The organism is Siphonobacter aquaeclarae (assembly GCF_900103285.1).
Classification (GTDB): domain Bacteria; phylum Bacteroidota; class Bacteroidia; order Cytophagales; family Spirosomataceae; genus Siphonobacter; species Siphonobacter aquaeclarae.
Map to the genome: position 1 here is coordinate 738,774 of NZ_FNGS01000003.1, position 17,308 is coordinate 756,081.

A 17,308-nucleotide genomic window follows, 5' to 3' on the forward strand; every position below is an offset into this window, starting at 1 on the left:
CCCGCCGACTACAGGATCAGCATGGCGTCTCCGTAGCTGAAGAACTTGTATTTTTCCTTAATGGCCTGTTCGTATGCCGTCATGACGAGGTCGTATCCGCCGAAGGCGCATACACTCATCAACAGAACAGACTCCGGAAGGTGCAGGTTTGTCAGCAGGGAATTGCTGATTTTGAAGTCGTAAGGAGGAAAGATGAACCGATCGGTCCAGCCTTCACTGGCTTTCAGCCGGCTGTTGGCCGATACCGAGGATTCCAGGGTTTTCAGAACAGTGGTTCCGATGGAGCAGACGCGCTTGTTGTGATCGAGCGAATCGTTGACAATATCAGCCGTGCCACCCGGAATGAAATACGGTTCAGAATCCGTCTTGTGCTTGGTGAGGTCTTCCACATCTACCTGGCGGAAGGTGCCGAGGCCAACGTGCAGAGTAATGGGCGTGAAGCGGGTTCCGTTGATTTCCATGCGCTTCACGATGTTTTTGGTGAAGTGCAGGCCGGCCGTAGGCGCGGCAACGGCGCCGACTTTGTTGTCGTCCGCGAAAATCGTCTGGTAGCGTTCCCGGTCTTCTTCCGTCGCTTTCCGGCGGTTTTTGATTTCCTCGGGCAGCGGGGTTTCGCCCAGTTCATGGATGGCCTTCATGAGGGCACTGTGGTCGCCGTCATACAAAAACCGGATCGTACGACCGCGCGACGTAGTATTGTCGATGACTTCCGCGACGAGGTCGCTGTCGCCGAAATACAGCTTGTTGCCTACACGGATTTTCCGGGCGGGGTCAACCAGCACGTCCCAGAGGCGGTGCTCGCGGTTGAGCTCGCGCAGGAGGAATACTTCGATTTTGGCGCCGGTTTTTTCTTTACTGCCATAGAGACGGGCCGGAAACACTTTCGTGTCGTTGACTACCATGGTATCTCCGTCTCCGAAGTAACTGGCAATGTCCCCGAATTGGCGATGTTCGATTTGCCGGGTCTGACGGTTGACGACCATCAGCCGTGATTCGCCGCGTTCGGCAGGGTAGAGAGCGATCAGGTTTTGCGGCAGATCGAATTTGAATTCGGATAACTTCATGGGTTTCAGTTAGATACCAGATAGTTTTGGCTAAATATGCACTTTACGGGCTGCGAATGTCAAGCATTTTTTGGAAATTTTCCCGAAATCTTTTAAAAGCTGCTCTCCGTTCAACCCGTCAAAATGCGGGGTTGGTCCTAATTTCGGTTGCGTTTTGCCCCGAATGCTCCCTACTTTCGGTCTGAATAAAATCCGTTCGCACTCCGCATGATGAAATTCATCCGTCAGGTTCTGGAAAGCATCCGTTTCGCCTGGCAGGCGCTCCGCTCCAACCTGCTTCGTACGGTCCTGTCCCTGCTCGGCGTTACCGTCGGGATTTTTTCGATCATTGCCGTATTCACCATGGTCGACTCCCTGGAGGCGAGCATCCGCGAAAGCCTGAACTTCACCGGCAGCAATACCGTATTTGTATCGAAATGGTCCTGGAATTTCAGTGATCAGGAATACGCCTGGTGGAAGTACTTCCGCCGGCCGGCGCCCAGCTTTGCCGAGTTCCGTTTCCTGGAAAAGAACCTCGAAAACGCGGAGTTTATTGCAATTTCAGACGGCCGCGGCGGTCAGACGATCAAAAACGGGAACAATTCCATGACTGCCGGCGTCCGCGGCATCAGCTACCAGTACAACCAGATCACCGATATGCCGATCGAAAAGGGCCGGTACTTCAGCCCGATGGAGATCGAATCGGCCCGGAATGTAGTCGTCGTCGGATCCGATATCGCCTCCAACCTCTTTCCGTTTCAGGAGCCGGTAGGGCAGTACATCCGGATCAAGGGCCTGCGCTTTCAGGTCATCGGCGTCATGGAGCGGGTCGGAACCGGGATGTTTGACATCGGCGGAAAGCCTGATATCCGCTGTTACATTCCCTATATCTCTTTTTCCAAGCTCTTTCACACCCGCTATTCCGAACCGAATATCTCCGTCAAGGGCTTTGACCGCGACGAACACCAGCAGGAGCTCGAAGGCGAGCTCATCGGACTGATGCGTACCAAGCGCGGCCTCAAGCCGTACCAGGAAGATAACTTTTCGATCAACCGGCCGGAAGCTATTCAGAACCTGGTGGCCGGTATTTTCTCTACCCTGCGCGGCGCCGGGCTTATCATCGCATTGTTCTCCCTGCTGATCGGCGGTTTTGGTATCGCCAACATCATGTTTGTATCGGTGAAGGAGCGGACCAACCTCATCGGTATTCAGAAATCCCTCGGCGCCAAGACCTATTTCATTCTCTGCCAGTTTCTGTTCGAAGCCGTATTCCTCAGCCTGATAGGTGGTTTGGTAGGCATTCTCCTGGTGTGGCTGCTGACCTTCTATCCGCAGGAAACCCTCGACATCCAGCTGACCTTCCGGAACGTCCTCATCGGCCTCGGCGTATCGAGTACGATCGGGTTACTGTCGGGCATTATTCCAGCGTGGATTGCCGCCCGGATGGATCCCGTGATGGCGATTCGTTCGAAATAGCCTGTTCTTTTTTGGCGATTTTGAGGAGAATCCGACGATTTTTCGGCAAACCTCTCTTTCTTTGAGTCGTTCAAACCTCCGGAACTGACCGGATCTTTAACCTTCGAGCGGTAATGAAAACCTTTGTCAAAATACTGGTGGTTCTGCTGATCCTGGGGATTGGTATTTTCTGGGTACTGACCCTGGTCAACTATTCAGAAGGAGAAAGAGCGGGGACCATCACCCGGTTCAGCAAGCGGGGCTATGTGTTCAAAACCTGGGAAGGCGAACTGCTTCTCGGCGGTTTTTCACAGGGTACCGGGCAGCTGAACGCCGAAAAATGGAATTTCACCGTCGAATCCTCCCGGGATTCCACGATCAATACCATCAACGAAGGCCTCCGTACCGGACGCCGTATTACCTTGTTCTACGAAGAGAAACTATTTCAGTTTGACTGGAACGGTGAAACTAAATTTTTTGTGACGCGAGCAGAATTTGCCGATGGAGGACACTGAGCTGAAGGATACTATGAACCGGACATTTCTGATTCGGGAAGAGGGGTTTCCGCTGACATCCGTCGCGGACTATGTACTGACCATCAGCCTCGGGCCGGAATACCTCCGCCTGAGTGTGGTAAATCCCATAACCAACCGCTGCGGCTGGCTGGAAGAATTTGCCCTGACCACCGCCGGTTCCGAAGAGGAGTACCTCTCGGCAGTACAGCAGCTGGTGGGCACACATGAAATACTGACTAAAAATTTCTGGAAGCTGGTACGCGTTGTTGTGAGCAACCAGTCCTTTACCCTGGTACCTGCCTCCCTGTTCCGGAAGGAATATGCGGCGCGGTGCCTTTCGCTGGCGAAGGGAGCTATTGCCGACCACGAATTCGTGCACCATACTGTTCACGCGCAGTGGGAAGCGGTCAATGTGTTCTCTCTGGGCACACAGCTGGCCGAATGGTTTTTTGAGAACTATCCTTTTGAAACCATTCACGTGCACCATCAGGTAGATTTGTTGCTGGAGATGGCGACACGTTTTCCGGAAGACGGGCTGCTTCTGTACCTCGAAAAGCATGCCGCAACCCTGCTTTTCATCCGTGGCGGAAAACTGCATTACTGCAACCGGTTTCTGTTCCGGACGGGCGCGGATTTGCTCTACTACCTCCTGTTTGCCATCAGCGAACTGAAAATAGACGCCGAGCATATCCCCGCCTGGGCTTTCGGCGAAATCACCGAAGACGACGAGCTTTACAAAGGCCTGTACAAGTACCTGGGCGAGCTGAAACCGGGCCTGCCCGATTCGCTCAACCTGCCCGCCGTCTCCGGAGACGTACCGCTTTACGTTTACTGATCCCTTCTGACTATGCCGCGCATTGCCTTTTTCCCCGGTTCGTTCGACCCTTTCACCAAAGGCCACGAGGACATCGTGCGGAGAGGCCTGAAGCTGTTCGATGAGATCATCATCGGTATCGGCCACAATGCCAATAAACACCGGTATTTCTCCATCGATCAGATGACGAAAGCGATCGGAAAAACGTTCGAAGGGGAGCCGGTGCGTATAGTACCCTACCAGGACCTCACCGCCCGGGTAGCGGAGGAAAACGGCGCCCGGTTTTTGCTGCGCGGCCTGCGGAATACGACTGATTTCGAGTACGAAAACAGCATCGCACAGGTAAACCGAGACCTCTACGAAGGTGTGGAAACCGTTTTCCTGATCTGCTCTCCCGAGCTCGCGCCGATTTCCAGTACCATCATCCGGGACCTGCACCGGTACGGCGCCAGCGTGGACGCCTATCTTCCCTACAACCTCAACGATCTCTAGCGAAAGGCCTCCTGCCGGAGTATCCGGCGGGAAGGGACCGCATAGATTTCCTGCAGCGACCGGATAATCGTGTCGATGTCTTCTATCGTATTGTCTTTTCCGAACGAAAACCGGATCGTCTGCCCGTTTCCCGCCTCCGGAAGCTCCTGAAGTACGTGAGACCCGCCGGCCAGGTTTGAGCAGGCACTGCCGCCCGATACGGCGATGCCGCGCTCGTCGAGCAATTCGGCCAACGGCCTGTCCGTCTCCGGAAAACGGACGCTTACCAACCCGGGCAGGCACCCCGGAATGGACCGGCTCTGCCCGTTGAAGGCTACCGGTTTTCCGATACCTGACAGTCGCTGGACAAACAAAGACTTGAGTTTTTCGAGGTGGAATGCCGCCGCCGGCTGCCCGGCAAGGGCCAATTCCAGTGCGGAAGCCAGACCCACAATTCCGGCGACGTTTTCCGTACCGCCGCGCAGCCCGTTTTCCTGACCACCTCCCGCCAGAATAGCCGGCAGGGTTTTGCCACCCCGGTTGTACAGAAACCCGATGCCCTTCGGTCCGTAGAACTTATGCGCCGACGCTGCGGCGAAATCCACATCTTTTCCCGGAAAAGCCAGCTTACCGACGGTCTGTACCGTATCCGAATGAAACAGCGCACCATACCGCCGGCATAATGCCGCAATCGCCTCGGTATCCAGTACGTTCCCGATCTCGTTGTTGGCGTGCATGAGGCTGACCAGCGCGCCGGGATATTGTTGCAGCAGACGGATGAAGTCGGGAAGGAGGATACGGCCCTGCCCGTCGAGGGCGATGAAATGCAGGTCGATCCGTCCCCGCTGCGCCAGCTGAAGCAACGGCGCCAGCACGGCCTTGTGCTCGATTCGTGTCGTCAGGACGTGCCGGATGTTGAACTGCCGGACGCTGGCCCGCAGCGCGAAGTTGTCAGCCTCTGTACCTCCGGAAGTGAAGGTTATTTCGCCGGGACGGACGCCGAGCAGATCGGCTATTTTCCGGCGCTGCGTATCGACTACCCGTCGCGCCTCCCGCCCATACGCATGGGCAGAAGACGCATTGCCGAAGTGCGCGGTCAGGTACGGCAGCATTTCGTGGAGTACTTCGGGATGAAGCGGGGTAGTGGCAGAATAATCGCAATAAACAGGCATGTTGATGAAGTGTTTTAAAAAGGGCTGGATCAGTTATGAGGCAGGATAACCAGGCGAACCGTCGCCGTACCCTGCGTAAAGACCGTATACGCTTTGCCTTCCTGGAAGGCTGCTGCCGCGGTTGCGAGGACCTGCCCCGCGGCGGTAGTGACCTGTAAGCTCCGGCTTCCGGCCGCGACTTCTTCAAAAGGACCGAGGCTGTAGGCGCTCAGCTTCTCCCCGGAAATCGCGGAGTTGGCTGCCCGGCCGTAAGCTACATCCCGGAACGATACGCCATCACCGCTGAGGTTCAGCGCGCCGGTATCGGGCGAGAGGTTCACAAACCGGAGCTTGGCTTTACCGGCCGCCGGTGCGGCGAGGTTGTCGTAAAACAGAATCAGGGAGTCGGCGGCCGACTTGTTTTTCCGAACGGCAAAGACCGTGTGGAAAAAGTCTGGAATAGGGCCATTCGGACCACCGGATGCCGAGAACGTCGCGCTGTTGCCAAACTGCTGGGAGACTTTATAGCTCGAACCGGAGCCTTCCGTCAGGTTGATCTGAACATTTCCATACTGTGTGGATAAGTAGGTGGAAAACTGCCCTGGCGCCAGTGGAGAACTTGTGACTTGTGTGGTAAAAGTCCAGAAGTTGACGGGTGTGGAAACCGTCCGGGCATTGACAAAACGGACGTTCGCCGCGAGGGGAGGACGTTGTGATGCATTGACATCCAGGTAGTTGGCTTTATTGCAGCCGCTGAGTAAGCCCAGAGCGGCAGGTAAGATCAGTAGCTTTTTCATAGAGATGGGGAAAAGCAGTCGACAATGTGGATAACTCAGAAGATAGCGCTGATCCGGGCGAAGGGCTGGATGCCTGCACTGCCGTTCTGGATACCGACGACCGTCGGATTTCGAAGGCTCGCTACCTGGGTATAGTCGCCTAACTCATTGAAAATGTTGTTGATACCGGCGGTAACCTGAATAGCCGGCGATACCCGGTAGCCGACCGATACATCCGCTACCCAGATCGGGCGGAGTTGCTGGAAGAAATAGTCGGGTTGTGGAAAATTCGCGTTCAGTGCCGAAGCCGTCGTCACCGACCCGAAGTACACCGCGCGGAGGAGGTAGTTGAAGCGGCCTTCGTTGAAAATCGCCTGCGCCGTGATCTTTTTCCCGGGAATATTTGAGGTTACCCGCGCCTTTTCTCCCTCGTTGAAGATGATGTACCGGTACGCTTCCAGGCCTTTGGGGGTATTGACTCCTGTGACTTCGTTTTTCACAAAATTACCGCCAAGGAGGAATGAGAGCTGACCCCTGCGCAGCGGCGTGCGGTAGCTTCCGGTGAATTCCAGGCCTTTGGTCGAGGTACTGAATGAATTATAGAAAAACTTCGCCTGCGTGGTACCGGTCTGCACAAAAAGGTTGCGGACTTCGATCGGCAGGTTGGTATCGGTTGCGGAGAAGTTGCCGGTATTGCCGACGCGGTTATCCACATCCACCCAATAGGCATCGGCGGATAGCTCCAGGTTGTTCAGCGGGCGGGAAGTAAGCCCGAACGCATATCCCTTCGATTTTTCGGGCGTGAGCGCCGGGAAACCAAGCGCCCGCGTTGCCGCGCTCTTGTTCGACGCCGTTACCTGGTCAATCGCCCGGCCCTGCTGAAAGCTCGTCGACGTTTCGGTGTAGTAAAACTGCGCAAGGTCCGGCGCCCGGAAACCGGTATTGTAGGATCCGCGAATGCCCAGCCAGTCGGCAATTTTATACCGTGTCGCGACTTTGTAAGTCGTTACATTACCAAAATCGGAGAAGTTTTCCACACGTACTGCGCCGGAGATCAGCCAGTTGGCAGTTGGGTTGATTTCTACGTCGGCATAGCCTGCCGAAATTGCCCGGCTGACATTGACTTCGTTGGCCGGGCGGAAGCCGGCGTGGATTTGAGAGCCGGGCGAGAGGCCGTTGAGCGCGACGCTCCCCGCATTCCGCAGGTACGGAACGCCGGCGGCTGTGGTATCCAGGTCGTAAACGGGCTGAAGATCCGCCTTGCTGTATGAAGCCTCTTCCCCGGCAATAATCTGATAGGTCTCCACCCGGTACTGCGCGCCAAAGGCCAGGTTGAGCCCGTGAAGTACTTTCGGGAAATACCGGCTGATGTCGAGGCTGGCCGTATTCTGACTGGCATTGTACTTGCCGGCGTCGAAACTGGTCGGGCTTTTCAGGCCAAGGCTGGCATTCAGGGAGTTCGAGATGACGTTTCCGAAATCATTTTTTCCGTAGACATTCGAGAAATCCACATTCCAGTCGTGCACTTTTCCCTTGATACCCACAGCCAGGGATTTATCCGTGATACTGTTGTCCATCGCGGGCAGGAAACCGTCCGGATACAGAAAGGTATTGTTCCGCTCCGTCCAGCCCGGAAGCCGGTAGACAGCCGTGAACTGGGAATTGCGGTGGCTGATTCCTCCGAAAGCATAAATCTCGGCTTCCTCGCGCAGCGGAATGGCCGCGTTAAAGAACAGGAGGGCGTCTTTTGCCTTGTTGGAGCCGCCGCCGCGCTGATCGAAGTAGTGCCGGTCGATACCCCGTTTGGCGAGGATGGCCTCGTCAATTTCTTTCGTGTAGATCGCATCGTAGCCACGGGTATTGGCGCCGCCGCCGTAAATCGGGCCGTTGTAGAGCCCGGCGTCGTCCCGGCCTGGCGTCAGCGAAATAGCCTGGGTGGCAAACTCGGCGGTAGCATTCAGAAAACCGCCTTTCTGCCCGAGTGCGAAGCCATAGTTGGCGCTGGTACGGCTGGTGGTACCGTCTCCCCGGCGACGGGTACTAACGGTCGACGTCACGCCCAATTCTTCCGTACTTTTCCGAAGCACGATGTTGATTACTCCCGCAATGGCATCGGAGCCGTATTGTGCGGCAGCACCGTCGCGGAGTATTTCCACGCGTTCGATCGCGCCGGTCGGGATGGAGTTGAGGTCATACCCCGTCGCGCCGTTACCCAGGCCGCCCCAGTTGACGTTGGAGCTTTTGTGCCGGCGCTTGCCGTTGACGAGTACCAGGACCTGATCGACCCCCAATCCGCGTAGTTGGGACAGGTTCAGCGCTGAGCCGGCATCCCCGGCATTGCTGCCGTTGACCGAGTGAAAGGAAGGCGATACATATTGCAGTAACTGCGTGATACTGACCTGAGGAGCCGACTCTTTCAGCGGCTTGAGATCGATGACGTCGACCGGTACCGGCGAATCCGTACGGGTACGGCTGGCGTTCCGCGATCCGACAATTTCGACCTCGCCCAGCAGGTACTGTGAGGTTTCGAGGACAACGTCGTATACGGTGGCCGTTCCGACGGCTATTTCGCGGGGCGCGTAGCCAACTGCCGAGACAATCAGGACCGACCCTTTCGAAAAAGGAAGGCGGTAGGTGCCGTCGGCCTGGGTCAGGGTACCGGCGTTGGTACCCTTGATCCGGACCGTAGCGCCGGGAAGGGGCGCTTCACCGGCGGAGACCTTTCCGGTGAGAATCCGCTGCTGTGCAGCCAGTTCCACAGAAAAGAGGAAAAACAGGTAAAACCATTTGTTCATTGCGGCGTTATTTAAATATTTAATCTATAGGATTAATAGATTAAAATGTCAAACAGAAAGATTACTGTTTCCGGAAGCGATCGTCGGTCAGCGCATGGAGAAAGGCCTCCAGATCGGCGACTTCGGCGTCGGAGAGGTTCAGGGGCGCATCGAGCGATAGATCCCGGTTGACCGGATTTTTCACGAACCGGTCGGGATGGTTGTAATACTGAATCACGTCCCGCAGGGTTTTGAACATACCGTTGTGCATATACGGCGGCGTCACAGCGACGTTCCGGAGACCCGGTACCTTAAAGTGACCGAGGTAGCTGCTGTCCCGGACAATACCGAAACGTCCGGGATCGGTCAGCGTTTTGCCGTCGTACAGCCCGATGTTCTTGTAGCGGTCGGCCGTAAAATCCTCCCCCGAGTGGCAGTTGGCGCAATTGGCCTTGCCAATGAAGAGATTCCGGCCCCGGACAGCGGCCGGCGTCATCGCCGAATCGTCTCCGTTGATGTACCGGTCGTACGGCGTCTGGCTGGTTTCAAGCGTCCGCTCGTAGGCAGCCAGTACTTCGGCCAGTTGTTTTTCGGTGACGTCCGACCGGTACAGCTTCCGGAAGGCTTTGGAATAGTACGCGTCGCCACGGAGGCGGGATACGGCCTCGGCGATGGGCAGGTTCATTTCAGTCGGGGAGGCAATCGGCCCGAGAGCCTGCATTTCCAGGGAAGACGCCCTCCCGTCCCAAAAGAGTTGCAACCTACCTGCCAGATTCATCGCCGAAGGCGTATTGCGTTCAGTCGGGATGCCGTGCACGCCCAGGCTGAAGGACAGCGTATCTGCAAAAGCGAGTTCGGGTTTATGACAGGACGCACAGCTGATGGTCCGGTCTTCCGACAGGATCGTATCGAAGAAGAGCTTTTTGCCGAGTTCTTCTTTCGTCGGATTTTCCTGCGTGAAGCCGAAGTTCAGCCAGAGCAATCCTGCCGTCACGGCGGTGACGACAAGTCCTTTCATGGCGTCAGAGTAGGATCAAATTGGAAGGCCTGCCGGAAGGGAATACACACTCCGTTCTTTTCGTTGCACAGCTGGCCGTGGATGAAACCGGTGAAGAAGTAGTCAAGCTTGTCGATGCGTACTTTCTGGCGAAACTCCGCCTGGCGGGTGAAAAAGGAGACGTCTATCTCCCAGGTTTTGTCCTTTTTGTGGAGGGGGGAAACCGGCGTGACGTCTCCCAAAACCTCAAAAGTACCATTGGAAACAAACTCAAACCGGGTGGGTTGCGGCCCGATATCGGCTTTGAAATCCGTCGAATACAGTTGCCAGCCTTTTTCCAGCTTCGCTGTGAAGATCAGCTCGGCCTCGTCGCCGGGTTGCAGCGCGGTCCGGGAAAGGCGGTAGCTCCACTGGGCTTCTTTCCGGTCCTGGGCGAATCCTGCGCCGGCCCAGAGCAGGGCCGGCAGCAGGAAGAAAAGGACGTTCCTCATTTCCGCGCCTGGGCACCGGACGCGGCGGGAGCCACGAGGGTGACGTCAAGTTCGAAATCGTTGGAGATGGCCTTGTCGCCCAGGTTTTCAAAGAAGTTCGCCGACCGGTACTTGATGTCGAACTGGGTACGGTCCACCGGGATTTTCGCCGAGGCTGTCAGCTTGCCGGCATCGGCTTTCACCGTCGCCGGGAAGCTGATGTCTTTCGTGATGCCCTTGATGGTCAGTTTACCGGCTACAGTTACCTGATCTCCCGAAAGCGGCGTCACACGGGTGATGACGAATTTGGAAACGGGATGCTTTTCGACGGCAAAGAAATCGTCGCCTTTCAGGTGGCCGACGAGCTTGGCGTTGTAGTCCTTGTCGGTCAGGTCTGTGACGGTAAGCGTCCGGAGGTCCGTTTCAAACGAACCGCCTTTCAGTTTGCCGTCGGTAGCGGTCAGGGAGCCGCCGGAGAGCGATACGTTGCCGTAGTGTTCGCCGGTGACTTTTTTGCCTTTCCAGATGATTTTGCTCTGGTGGGTGTCGACCTGGTAGGTTACCGTAGCAGAAGGCCGTACGAATGCGAAGAAGGAAGCGGCCAGGAGGGTGAGTGCGAGTGTCTTTTTCATGTTGCAGGAATGTTTGGGGTTTCAAAAGGAGTACCGGATAAAGTACCCGGTACTCGAAACCATGGCAATCGACGGGTAATTAGCGCGAAGCGACGTCGGACGATGCCGGAGCCGGTTCGGCGATGTACTTGTCGAGGTCACGGTTCCATTTCTTGACGTAGTTCTTGTAGTATCTTCCGGTGACTTCGCCGGTATAGCCGGTGTGAATCTGGCGGACATTTCCGTCGCGACCGATGATAATGGTCGTCGGGAAAGCCATCATTTTGTTGAGAGCAGCAAACTTCTCGGAAGCCAGTTTTTTGTCTGCGAGTCCTCCGAAGAGAATGTCATACTCGATTCCGTATTTGTCTTTGAGTTTACCGAGAACATACTTCGCGTAGTTCAGGTCGTCTTTCTGTTCAAATCCGACGGCGATGGCTTCCACCCCGCGGTGTTTGTTGGCTTTGAACCAGGGAGACAGGAAGGCCGTCTGATCGGTGCAGTTGGGGCACCAGGTACCGATGATTTCGACGATGACGACTTTCCCCTTGTACTTGGCATCGCTGAGGGAAACCTGCTTTCCGTCCAGATCCGGGAAGGTGAAATCCAGGCGCTGCTGCCCTTCACGCAGGGTGGTCAGGGCGTAGGGGTCAGGAAGTTCGGCCTTTTTGTTGCGGGTCCATTCCAGTTTCTGACTGACGTAAAGACCGCGGTCGATTTCGGCCGTGAGGGTTTTGTCTTCGTTGATTTTCCCCTTGATCAGCACCGGATTCGGTCCCGTAAAACCGGAAAGAACGAAGTCATTTCCCTGAACGGTACCTTCCAGCTCGCGGGAATCACCGACGACGGTCATGATAACGCCCGTCAGTTTGTTCCCTTTTTGTTCGAGCAGGGCGACCTGGTTGGCGACGGGCTCTTTGCTGATCAGCTTGATTTCCCATTTGCCCGAGAGGTTCGCAGCCGGTTCGATGTCTTTGCCGGGTTCTACGAAACGGTACGTTTTGCCATGTTCGGCGACGAAGGGCAGGGAATTACCCCGGAAACTCGGAACCAGGCTTTTGTAAACACCGGTCAGCTGTCCGTTTTCGTGGATTTTGCCGACCAGCGCGGCGTCATAGGTATTCATTTTGATGAACACCGAGTCCGGGCCGATCTGCTTTACCTTGAAATGATCGCGACGGGTGCCGTTGATGAGGCTGAATGTTGCCTCTTCGGCGCTTTTGCCTTTGAGTTCGAAATTGAACGGAACTTTCTGTTCGTTGATCGTGAACTCACCCCGCCAGATACCTTCCTGGATGAAGCGGGTTTGCTGGGCCTGGGCGGTCAGGCAGCCAAGGAGAGAAAGGGCGGCTCCTTTCAGAAGCGGGCGGAAAAAGGTTGACATGGATGTGTTGAGTTTGCCATACCGGACAGACAGGTGGTTGGGCCGCAGGCAAGCACGTCCTTCGTCCGGTTTGGATCGGATGGATAAAGTAGGATTTTGGATAAGGGATAGTGTCAGCAGGCGCCCCGTTGGCAGGGCAGGCATGTAGTGCAGTTCATGTTGTTGTGCGTTATAGGTCCCAAAGTTGATTCAGGCAGGTTAGCACTGATTCCTCAACGGAAAGTTGCTAAGGGTTCACGGAGCCTGTCTCTCCCCCTTTCTGTATAAGCCACAACTACTTTTGCAGGGAAGTAATTGAAGACGATGCAAAGATATAGTCCCGGAAATCCTAAATGCAAGTTATCTCTATAGATTTTATAGACTTTTATTGAAAAAAGAAAGAAATAAAAAGTAAAGTATTGATAATGAAGAAGAAAGGGCGATCCGGCCGCCCTTCCCTCTTTATCATTGAAACAGCTGAATAGCTTTTTCCAGTTGGACATCGACGTTCTGCGCCAGCGCATTTCCGTCCTGCGGAACCGCCGCATCCGGCCCGATCCCTTTGCCTTCGTAACTGAGTTGCCGGGTATCCCGGAACTGGTGCGATGCCATATAAACGTAGCTGGCTGCCGTGAAAAAGGGACCGCTGTTAAACATCGTCCGGCTCCCGACGGGGCCTGTAGCGCCCCAGGTCGTCTCGCCAACCACCCGGCCCAACCCGCCCGGAAACGCCTTCACAGCAACGGCGGTAAGCTCCGACATACTGGCCGAATACTGATCCACCAGTACCACAACCGGTTTGGTAAACGCCTGTGATCCCTGCTGCGGAAATACCTGTGCCGGTATCCAGGCGGTATAATCAAGCCGTCCCGGACCCGATTTATAGCGGGTAGCGCCAAAAACATAAGGTTTTGTAATGAGCTGGCCGAGCAGGAAACTAAGGTCTTCCAGGTATCCGCCGCCATTACCCCGTAAATCCAGAATCAGTCCTTCGGCTTGCGGGTTTTTTATAGCATCGACGAAGTACTGCCAGACGAGCCGTTCGTCGTCTGTTCCGGTAAGAGCGGTTTCGCGGAGGTTGAAACGCGGTAAACGCAGGTAGAGAATGGCCCGGTCCCGGGCATAGCCGGCGACGAGGCTTGGATTTCCCGAAGCGTCTTTCGACCGGTAGGAATCATCTCCGAGATACTGCTGGAAAATGGAATCAAAAAAGAACGACTCCGGGAGAGGGGGATGCCAATCGGCGCGCCGGAGGTTTCGCTGACTGGCCGGCGACAGCGAGGTCGGTTCACCGGCCGGTACCACCTGGGTACTCAGCGTAAAATGCGCGTCAATCAGGTTCGCCGTCATATCCCGGTAGTAATAGTAGGCCTTTTCGTGATCTTCTTCCCGGTACAGGTTGAGTTCAGCAAATTTCGGCTTGTACTCGCGGTAAACGGCGTCCCAGTCGGTCGGATCCCGGTCCCAGAAAACATATTGGTTGTTCATCCCTTGCCAAAAAGTTTCAAATTCGGCGCTGAAGCTGCCAACGATATGGTTATCTGGATCTTCGAGTACGGGAAACTCTTTCCGGCAACCGGTGAGCAGCCCGAGGAGAAGCATCACTCCGAAACAACAGTATTTCATCATCAATGGGAAGCAGAAAGGTGGAAGAGTACGCCTGTCGTCAGCAGAATAGTCTGGTTGTAACGCGGAATCTGAAGAAGCATGTAGTTTTTCTGTTGATCCGTAAGCGAATACCGGTACTGTGCTTCCAGAAAAACCTGACAGGCCGGAAATGCATACCGGACACCGGCCGAGGTGGTCCAGCCGGCCTCGAAGCGCCGGTCTTTCCGCCGATCAAAAACATAGTTTTCCCGAAAGGCAGAAACGGGAGCGAGTTGTGAAATAGAGGTATACTGATCGCCGTCCGAAGGCTGGTCTTCCGGAGAGGCGAAAACCGACACGCCCCGGCCCTGTATTCGGCTATCTGTCCAGTAGGCTGCATATCCTCCGAAACCGCAGTATCCCTTCCATCGCTTCACGCCGAAGGAAAATTCCACACCGAGTGGCAATGTCAGGTACCGGTTACGGGTGTTTTGATACAGGCCGTCGAAGAATCCGGTACGCTCCTGTCGATAGTTTTTTTCAGTAAGCTCTGCACCGGTTCGGATTGCTGCCCAGTCAGCAATAGCATACCGCACCGGAACGCCGATGTGCAATCCGGTTTGCGGCAGGTACCGGGTATAGGTGAAGTAGGCTGTTTCGGTAGAAAGCTGATTGCGGGCCACACCGCCCTGCAGCCCGATCTGCCACTGCGAGTACCCCGGTGCGGCCGCCAGAACCACACACAGCAGGCTTAAGGCAAGTTTACTCATGTATCAGGTGAAAAAGATCACTCCGGAGTAACCGGATCAAGGCAAAACTAGCGGTCCTGACACAAAAAGAAGCTCATTTTTTAAGTATAAGTACTCTTTTACTTGTTAAATAAACCTGGTGTTATAGTATTGAATCTGTCATATATGAAAAAGGGACGGCCAACAGCCCGTCCCTGATAACTGATCGATGAGTACCTTAGTCCAGTTCCGGAACGCTGCTCCAGAGCTGCTCGAAGACGTAGCGGATGGAGGAGTAGGAATCGACCAGCGCGTTCTGTACTTCCTTACGGGTCATCCAGGAAATTTTCTCGATATCTTCCTCCCATTGCGGCTGCATATGGGATTCGTCGAGGAGGGTCATCCGGTACCACTTGGTACGTTTGAGTATACGGTTGCCGTTATGCGTGTAGGTATGCCAGGTAGTGCAGATTTTCTCTCCGAGTTCGACTTCGAGCCCGGTTTCTTCGTTCACTTCCCGGACAGAAGCTTCCTTCGATTTTTCACCCGGATCGAGTTTTCCCTTCGGCAGATCCCATCGCTTCAGCCGGTAAATAAGCAGGACCTGATCGTTTTTAAAGACCACGCCTCCTGCGGCTTTTACAACTTTGAAGTAGTTTTTCAGACGGGATTCCGCCCCTTTTTTGTCGGCTACCTGCACCAGAATACTCTGCAGTGCGGAGGGGTGTTCGTCGTGAAGAATATCCATCAATCGCTCCAGAGAAGCAAGCGAGGCATTGAGAATCAGCACATGACCGTGCAGGTTATCGGATTTGATTACTTCCAGACGGGTGTCAATGACCACGTCATAATCACTCTTTTCCCGGATTAGCTCTGCCCGCTGGGCATCGGTTAGTCGGACGGGCCGGTCGTTGATAAACAGGACCATGTAGGGGTTCTCAAATGGTTAGTTTGTGCAAAGGTACAGCTTCGGTAATTGAGTTGGGAATTTTGGAGGAAGGCAATTCGTCGAAAGTCGTCCAACAGCGTCCAAAAGCCAAAGAGTTGCTCTATTTTTGCGATATGGAACAATCGCAAACCGTAGCCGCCCGGGTAGCCCAGATGCTCCTGGAAGTCAAGGCCGTACGCTTGAGCCCGGACGCTCCTTTTACCTGGGCTTCCGGCTGGAAATCACCTATTTACTGCGACAACCGGGTGACGCTCTCGTCCCCGTCCGTCCGGACCTACATCAAAAATGTCCTCGCAGACCTGATCAAAAAGGAGCTGCCGGGCGTCGAAGCCATCGCCGGGGTAGCCACGGCAGGTATACCGCAGGGAGCGCTCGTTGCCGACGCTCTGAACCTGCCTTTTCTGTATGTCCGGCCGAAGCCGAAAGACCACGGAATGGGCAATCAGATCGAAGGCCGGCTCGAACCCGGACAGAAGGTCGTCGTAGTCGAAGACCTGATTTCCACAGGCGGAAGCTCGCTCAAAGCGGTTGACGCCCTGCGCCAGGCCGGCGCCGAAGTACTTGGCATGGCGGCCATCTTTACCTATGGATTTCCCGTTTCCGGACAGAATTTCCAGGCTGCCGGTTTGCCCTTGCATACGTTGAGCGATTACGAGGCCCTGCTGCATGCGGCAGTTCCGCTTGGATATGTCACCGCCGATCAGGTCGAGACCCTCGCCGAATGGCGGAGATCACCCGAAACCTGGAAACAATGATACAAGGCCCCGCAAGGGGCTTTTTTCATGGCTTGCAATACCGGGCGCGAAGATCGTCTCCGTCTTTCTGACCATACCGGCCGGCCAGCTGCCAGTCTTCGCAGGCCCGTGTGGAGTCGTTTTCCTGCCAGAAAGTGGTACCGCGCATCAGGTAGGCCTTACCGTTTTCGGGTTCCTGCCGGACAACCTTGTTGAGATGGGTTCTGGCCAGACCGTATTTTTTCAGGTGATACGCGCAGGTAGCCAGGTCGAATTCCAGGGCAGCTTCGCCCGGTATCGAGCGCGACACGGCTGTGAAGTCGCTGTATGCATCGGAAAAGTTCCGCATGCGGAGCAGGATCTGCCCCCGCAACAGGTAGGCTTCGGTCAGTGATTCGTCGTCGTTCAGCGCGGTGTTGAGCAGGGTGACTGCCCCGAGGGTGTCTTCATCCACCAGCCGGACGGTTGCTTCTGACAGGGCCTCCCGGGCGGCGGTCTTTCGCTGATTTCCCCATACAAATATGCCCGCCGCAATCAGCAGGCCGGTCAGCAGCAGCCCGGGCAGTACCCAGCGGTATGGAGAGGCGGGTTTCGCAGGCGCCGCCGGGCGGGGCGCCGGTCGCGGTTGCGGCGGTTGCGGAGGCGCTTGCAGCGACAGGTCGTAGCGCGTTCTGGTTGCAGGATCAGACAAGACGCGATAGGCCTCGCTGATAGCTTTGAACCGCTCTTCGGCATGGGTACTTCCGGGGTTCCGGTCCGGATGCCAGCGCAAAGCCAGCTGGCGGTAAGCGACCCGGAGTTCGTCGGGCGTTGCCTGACGGGAAACACCCAGTGTATCGTAATGTGTTGACTTCATCGGACATAAAACCG

Annotated in this window: 17 protein-coding genes and 1 riboswitch; of the genes, 5 read left to right on the forward strand and 12 right to left on the reverse strand. The window is 55.5% G+C overall.

Annotated features, from left to right (window positions below; genetic code table 11):
* Nucleotides 1-8 precede the first annotated feature (8 nt).
* On the reverse strand, nt 9-1,064 hold the full coding sequence (gene queA, locus BLR09_RS10230; protein WP_093201239.1) for a tRNA preQ1(34) S-adenosylmethionine ribosyltransferase-isomerase QueA: 1,056 nt from the start codon (nt 1,062-1,064) through the stop codon (nt 9-11).
* A gap of 210 nt (nt 1,065-1,274) precedes the next feature.
* Between queA and BLR09_RS10235 the strand changes: the two genes are divergently transcribed.
* The 4 genes from BLR09_RS10235 (at nt 1,275) to coaD (ending at nt 4,319) form a co-directional block, all read left to right on the forward strand.
* A complete protein-coding gene (locus tag BLR09_RS10235; RefSeq protein ID WP_093201473.1) occupies nt 1,275-2,519 on the forward strand; it encodes an ABC transporter permease in 1,245 nt (414 codons plus the stop codon).
* 113 nt (nt 2,520-2,632) lie between these two features.
* Nucleotides 2,633-3,013 (forward strand): hypothetical protein, encoded by a 381-nt coding sequence (locus BLR09_RS10240; protein ID WP_093201242.1) that lies wholly within the window; start codon nt 2,633-2,635, stop codon nt 3,011-3,013.
* A gap of 13 nt (nt 3,014-3,026) precedes the next feature.
* Nucleotides 3,027-3,848 (forward strand): DUF3822 family protein, encoded by an 822-nt coding sequence (locus tag BLR09_RS10245; RefSeq protein WP_176785512.1) that lies wholly within the window; start codon nt 3,027-3,029, stop codon nt 3,846-3,848.
* Between the two features lie 12 nt (nt 3,849-3,860).
* The gene (gene coaD / locus BLR09_RS10250; protein WP_093201247.1) at nt 3,861-4,319 is read left to right on the forward strand and encodes a pantetheine-phosphate adenylyltransferase; all 459 of its coding nucleotides are present in this window, start codon (nt 3,861-3,863) and stop codon (nt 4,317-4,319) included.
* Here the strand turns inward: coaD and BLR09_RS10255 are convergent.
* From BLR09_RS10255 to BLR09_RS10300, 10 genes are all read right to left on the reverse strand, one after another.
* Entirely contained in the window at nt 4,316-5,470 is a 1,155-nt protein-coding gene (locus tag BLR09_RS10255) for a cysteine desulfurase family protein (protein WP_093201249.1), read from the reverse strand. The two genes, coaD and BLR09_RS10255, sit on opposite strands and share 4 nt — an antisense overlap.
* 29 nt (nt 5,471-5,499) lie before the next feature.
* Nucleotides 5,500-6,246 (reverse strand): DUF4397 domain-containing protein, encoded by a 747-nt coding sequence (locus tag BLR09_RS10260; RefSeq protein ID WP_093201252.1) that lies wholly within the window; start codon nt 6,244-6,246, stop codon nt 5,500-5,502.
* Nucleotides 6,247-6,281: 35 nt separating this feature from the next.
* On the reverse strand, nt 6,282-9,020 hold the full coding sequence (locus tag BLR09_RS10265; RefSeq protein WP_093201255.1) for a TonB-dependent receptor: 2,739 nt from the start codon (nt 9,018-9,020) through the stop codon (nt 6,282-6,284).
* A gap of 61 nt (nt 9,021-9,081) precedes the next feature.
* Nucleotides 9,082-10,017, reverse strand: a complete 936-nt coding sequence (locus tag BLR09_RS10270; protein ID WP_093201257.1) for a cytochrome-c peroxidase — start codon at nt 10,015-10,017, stop codon at nt 9,082-9,084.
* The gene (locus BLR09_RS10275) at nt 10,014-10,487 is read right to left on the reverse strand and encodes a protein-disulfide reductase DsbD domain-containing protein (RefSeq protein WP_093201260.1); all 474 of its coding nucleotides are present in this window, start codon (nt 10,485-10,487) and stop codon (nt 10,014-10,016) included. The genes BLR09_RS10270 and BLR09_RS10275 overlap by 4 nt, the downstream gene beginning before the upstream one ends.
* Complete coding sequence (locus BLR09_RS10280; protein WP_093201262.1) at nt 10,484-11,098, reverse strand: YceI family protein; 615 nt, start codon at nt 11,096-11,098, stop codon at nt 10,484-10,486. Before BLR09_RS10280 ends, BLR09_RS10275 begins: the two co-directional genes overlap by 4 nt.
* Nucleotides 11,099-11,177: 79 nt before the next feature.
* Nucleotides 11,178-12,605, reverse strand: a complete 1,428-nt coding sequence (locus BLR09_RS10285; protein ID WP_245689901.1) for a peroxiredoxin family protein — start codon at nt 12,603-12,605, stop codon at nt 11,178-11,180.
* 22 nt (nt 12,606-12,627) lie between these two features.
* Nucleotides 12,628-12,731: riboswitch (SAM riboswitch) on the reverse strand.
* A 174-nt stretch (nt 12,732-12,905) separates the two neighbouring features.
* Nucleotides 12,906-14,069 (reverse strand): S41 family peptidase, encoded by a 1,164-nt coding sequence (locus BLR09_RS10290; RefSeq protein WP_093201268.1) that lies wholly within the window; start codon nt 14,067-14,069, stop codon nt 12,906-12,908.
* Entirely contained in the window at nt 14,069-14,797 is a 729-nt protein-coding gene (locus BLR09_RS10295) for an outer membrane beta-barrel protein (RefSeq protein ID WP_093201272.1), read from the reverse strand. Before BLR09_RS10295 ends, BLR09_RS10290 begins: the two co-directional genes overlap by 1 nt.
* Nucleotides 14,798-14,993: 196 nt before the next feature.
* Complete coding sequence (locus BLR09_RS10300; protein ID WP_093201275.1) at nt 14,994-15,683, reverse strand: NUDIX hydrolase; 690 nt, start codon at nt 15,681-15,683, stop codon at nt 14,994-14,996.
* A gap of 134 nt (nt 15,684-15,817) precedes the next feature.
* On the opposite strand from BLR09_RS10300, the gene pyrE reads away from it, so the two are divergent.
* The gene (pyrE, locus tag BLR09_RS10305; protein WP_093201277.1) at nt 15,818-16,459 is read left to right on the forward strand and encodes an orotate phosphoribosyltransferase; all 642 of its coding nucleotides are present in this window, start codon (nt 15,818-15,820) and stop codon (nt 16,457-16,459) included.
* 25 nt (nt 16,460-16,484) lie between these two features.
* On the opposite strand, the gene BLR09_RS10310 is transcribed toward pyrE, so the two are convergent.
* Nucleotides 16,485-17,294, reverse strand: coding sequence for a J domain-containing protein (locus tag BLR09_RS10310; RefSeq protein ID WP_093201280.1), 810 nt, complete (start codon nt 17,292-17,294; stop codon nt 16,485-16,487).
* Between the last annotated feature and the right edge of the window lie 14 nt (nt 17,295-17,308).

Excerpts from the sequence above, each read along its gene's own strand:
- BLR09_RS10310 (WP_093201280.1), bottom strand. The coding sequence starts at position 17,294 with ATGAAGTCAACACATTACGATACACTGGGTGTTTCCCGTCAGGCAACG.
- BLR09_RS10245 (WP_176785512.1), top strand. The coding sequence starts at position 3,027 with ATGAACCGGACATTTCTGATTCGGGAAGAGGGGTTTCCGCTGACATCC.
- BLR09_RS10240 (WP_093201242.1), top strand. The coding sequence starts at position 2,633 with ATGAAAACCTTTGTCAAAATACTGGTGGTTCTGCTGATCCTGGGGATT.
- BLR09_RS10300 (WP_093201275.1), bottom strand. The coding sequence starts at position 15,683 with ATGGTCCTGTTTATCAACGACCGGCCCGTCCGACTAACCGATGCCCAG.
- pyrE (WP_093201277.1), top strand. The coding sequence starts at position 15,818 with ATGGAACAATCGCAAACCGTAGCCGCCCGGGTAGCCCAGATGCTCCTG.
- coaD (WP_093201247.1), top strand. The coding sequence starts at position 3,861 with ATGCCGCGCATTGCCTTTTTCCCCGGTTCGTTCGACCCTTTCACCAAA.
- BLR09_RS10235 (WP_093201473.1), top strand. The coding sequence starts at position 1,275 with ATGAAATTCATCCGTCAGGTTCTGGAAAGCATCCGTTTCGCCTGGCAG.
- BLR09_RS10270 (WP_093201257.1), bottom strand. The coding sequence starts at position 10,017 with ATGAAAGGACTTGTCGTCACCGCCGTGACGGCAGGATTGCTCTGGCTG.
- BLR09_RS10260 (WP_093201252.1), bottom strand. The coding sequence starts at position 6,246 with ATGAAAAAGCTACTGATCTTACCTGCCGCTCTGGGCTTACTCAGCGGC.
- BLR09_RS10280 (WP_093201262.1), bottom strand. The coding sequence starts at position 11,098 with ATGAAAAAGACACTCGCACTCACCCTCCTGGCCGCTTCCTTCTTCGCA.
- BLR09_RS10265 (WP_093201255.1), bottom strand. The coding sequence starts at position 9,020 with ATGAACAAATGGTTTTACCTGTTTTTCCTCTTTTCTGTGGAACTGGCT.
- queA (WP_093201239.1), bottom strand. The coding sequence starts at position 1,064 with ATGAAGTTATCCGAATTCAAATTCGATCTGCCGCAAAACCTGATCGCT.
- BLR09_RS10295 (WP_093201272.1), bottom strand. The coding sequence starts at position 14,797 with ATGAGTAAACTTGCCTTAAGCCTGCTGTGTGTGGTTCTGGCGGCCGCA.
- BLR09_RS10290 (WP_093201268.1), bottom strand. The coding sequence starts at position 14,069 with ATGATGAAATACTGTTGTTTCGGAGTGATGCTTCTCCTCGGGCTGCTC.
- BLR09_RS10275 (WP_093201260.1), bottom strand. The coding sequence starts at position 10,487 with ATGAGGAACGTCCTTTTCTTCCTGCTGCCGGCCCTGCTCTGGGCCGGC.
- BLR09_RS10255 (WP_093201249.1), bottom strand. The coding sequence starts at position 5,470 with ATGCCTGTTTATTGCGATTATTCTGCCACTACCCCGCTTCATCCCGAA.
- BLR09_RS10285 (WP_245689901.1), bottom strand. The coding sequence starts at position 12,605 with ATGCCTGCCCTGCCAACGGGGCGCCTGCTGACACTATCCCTTATCCAA.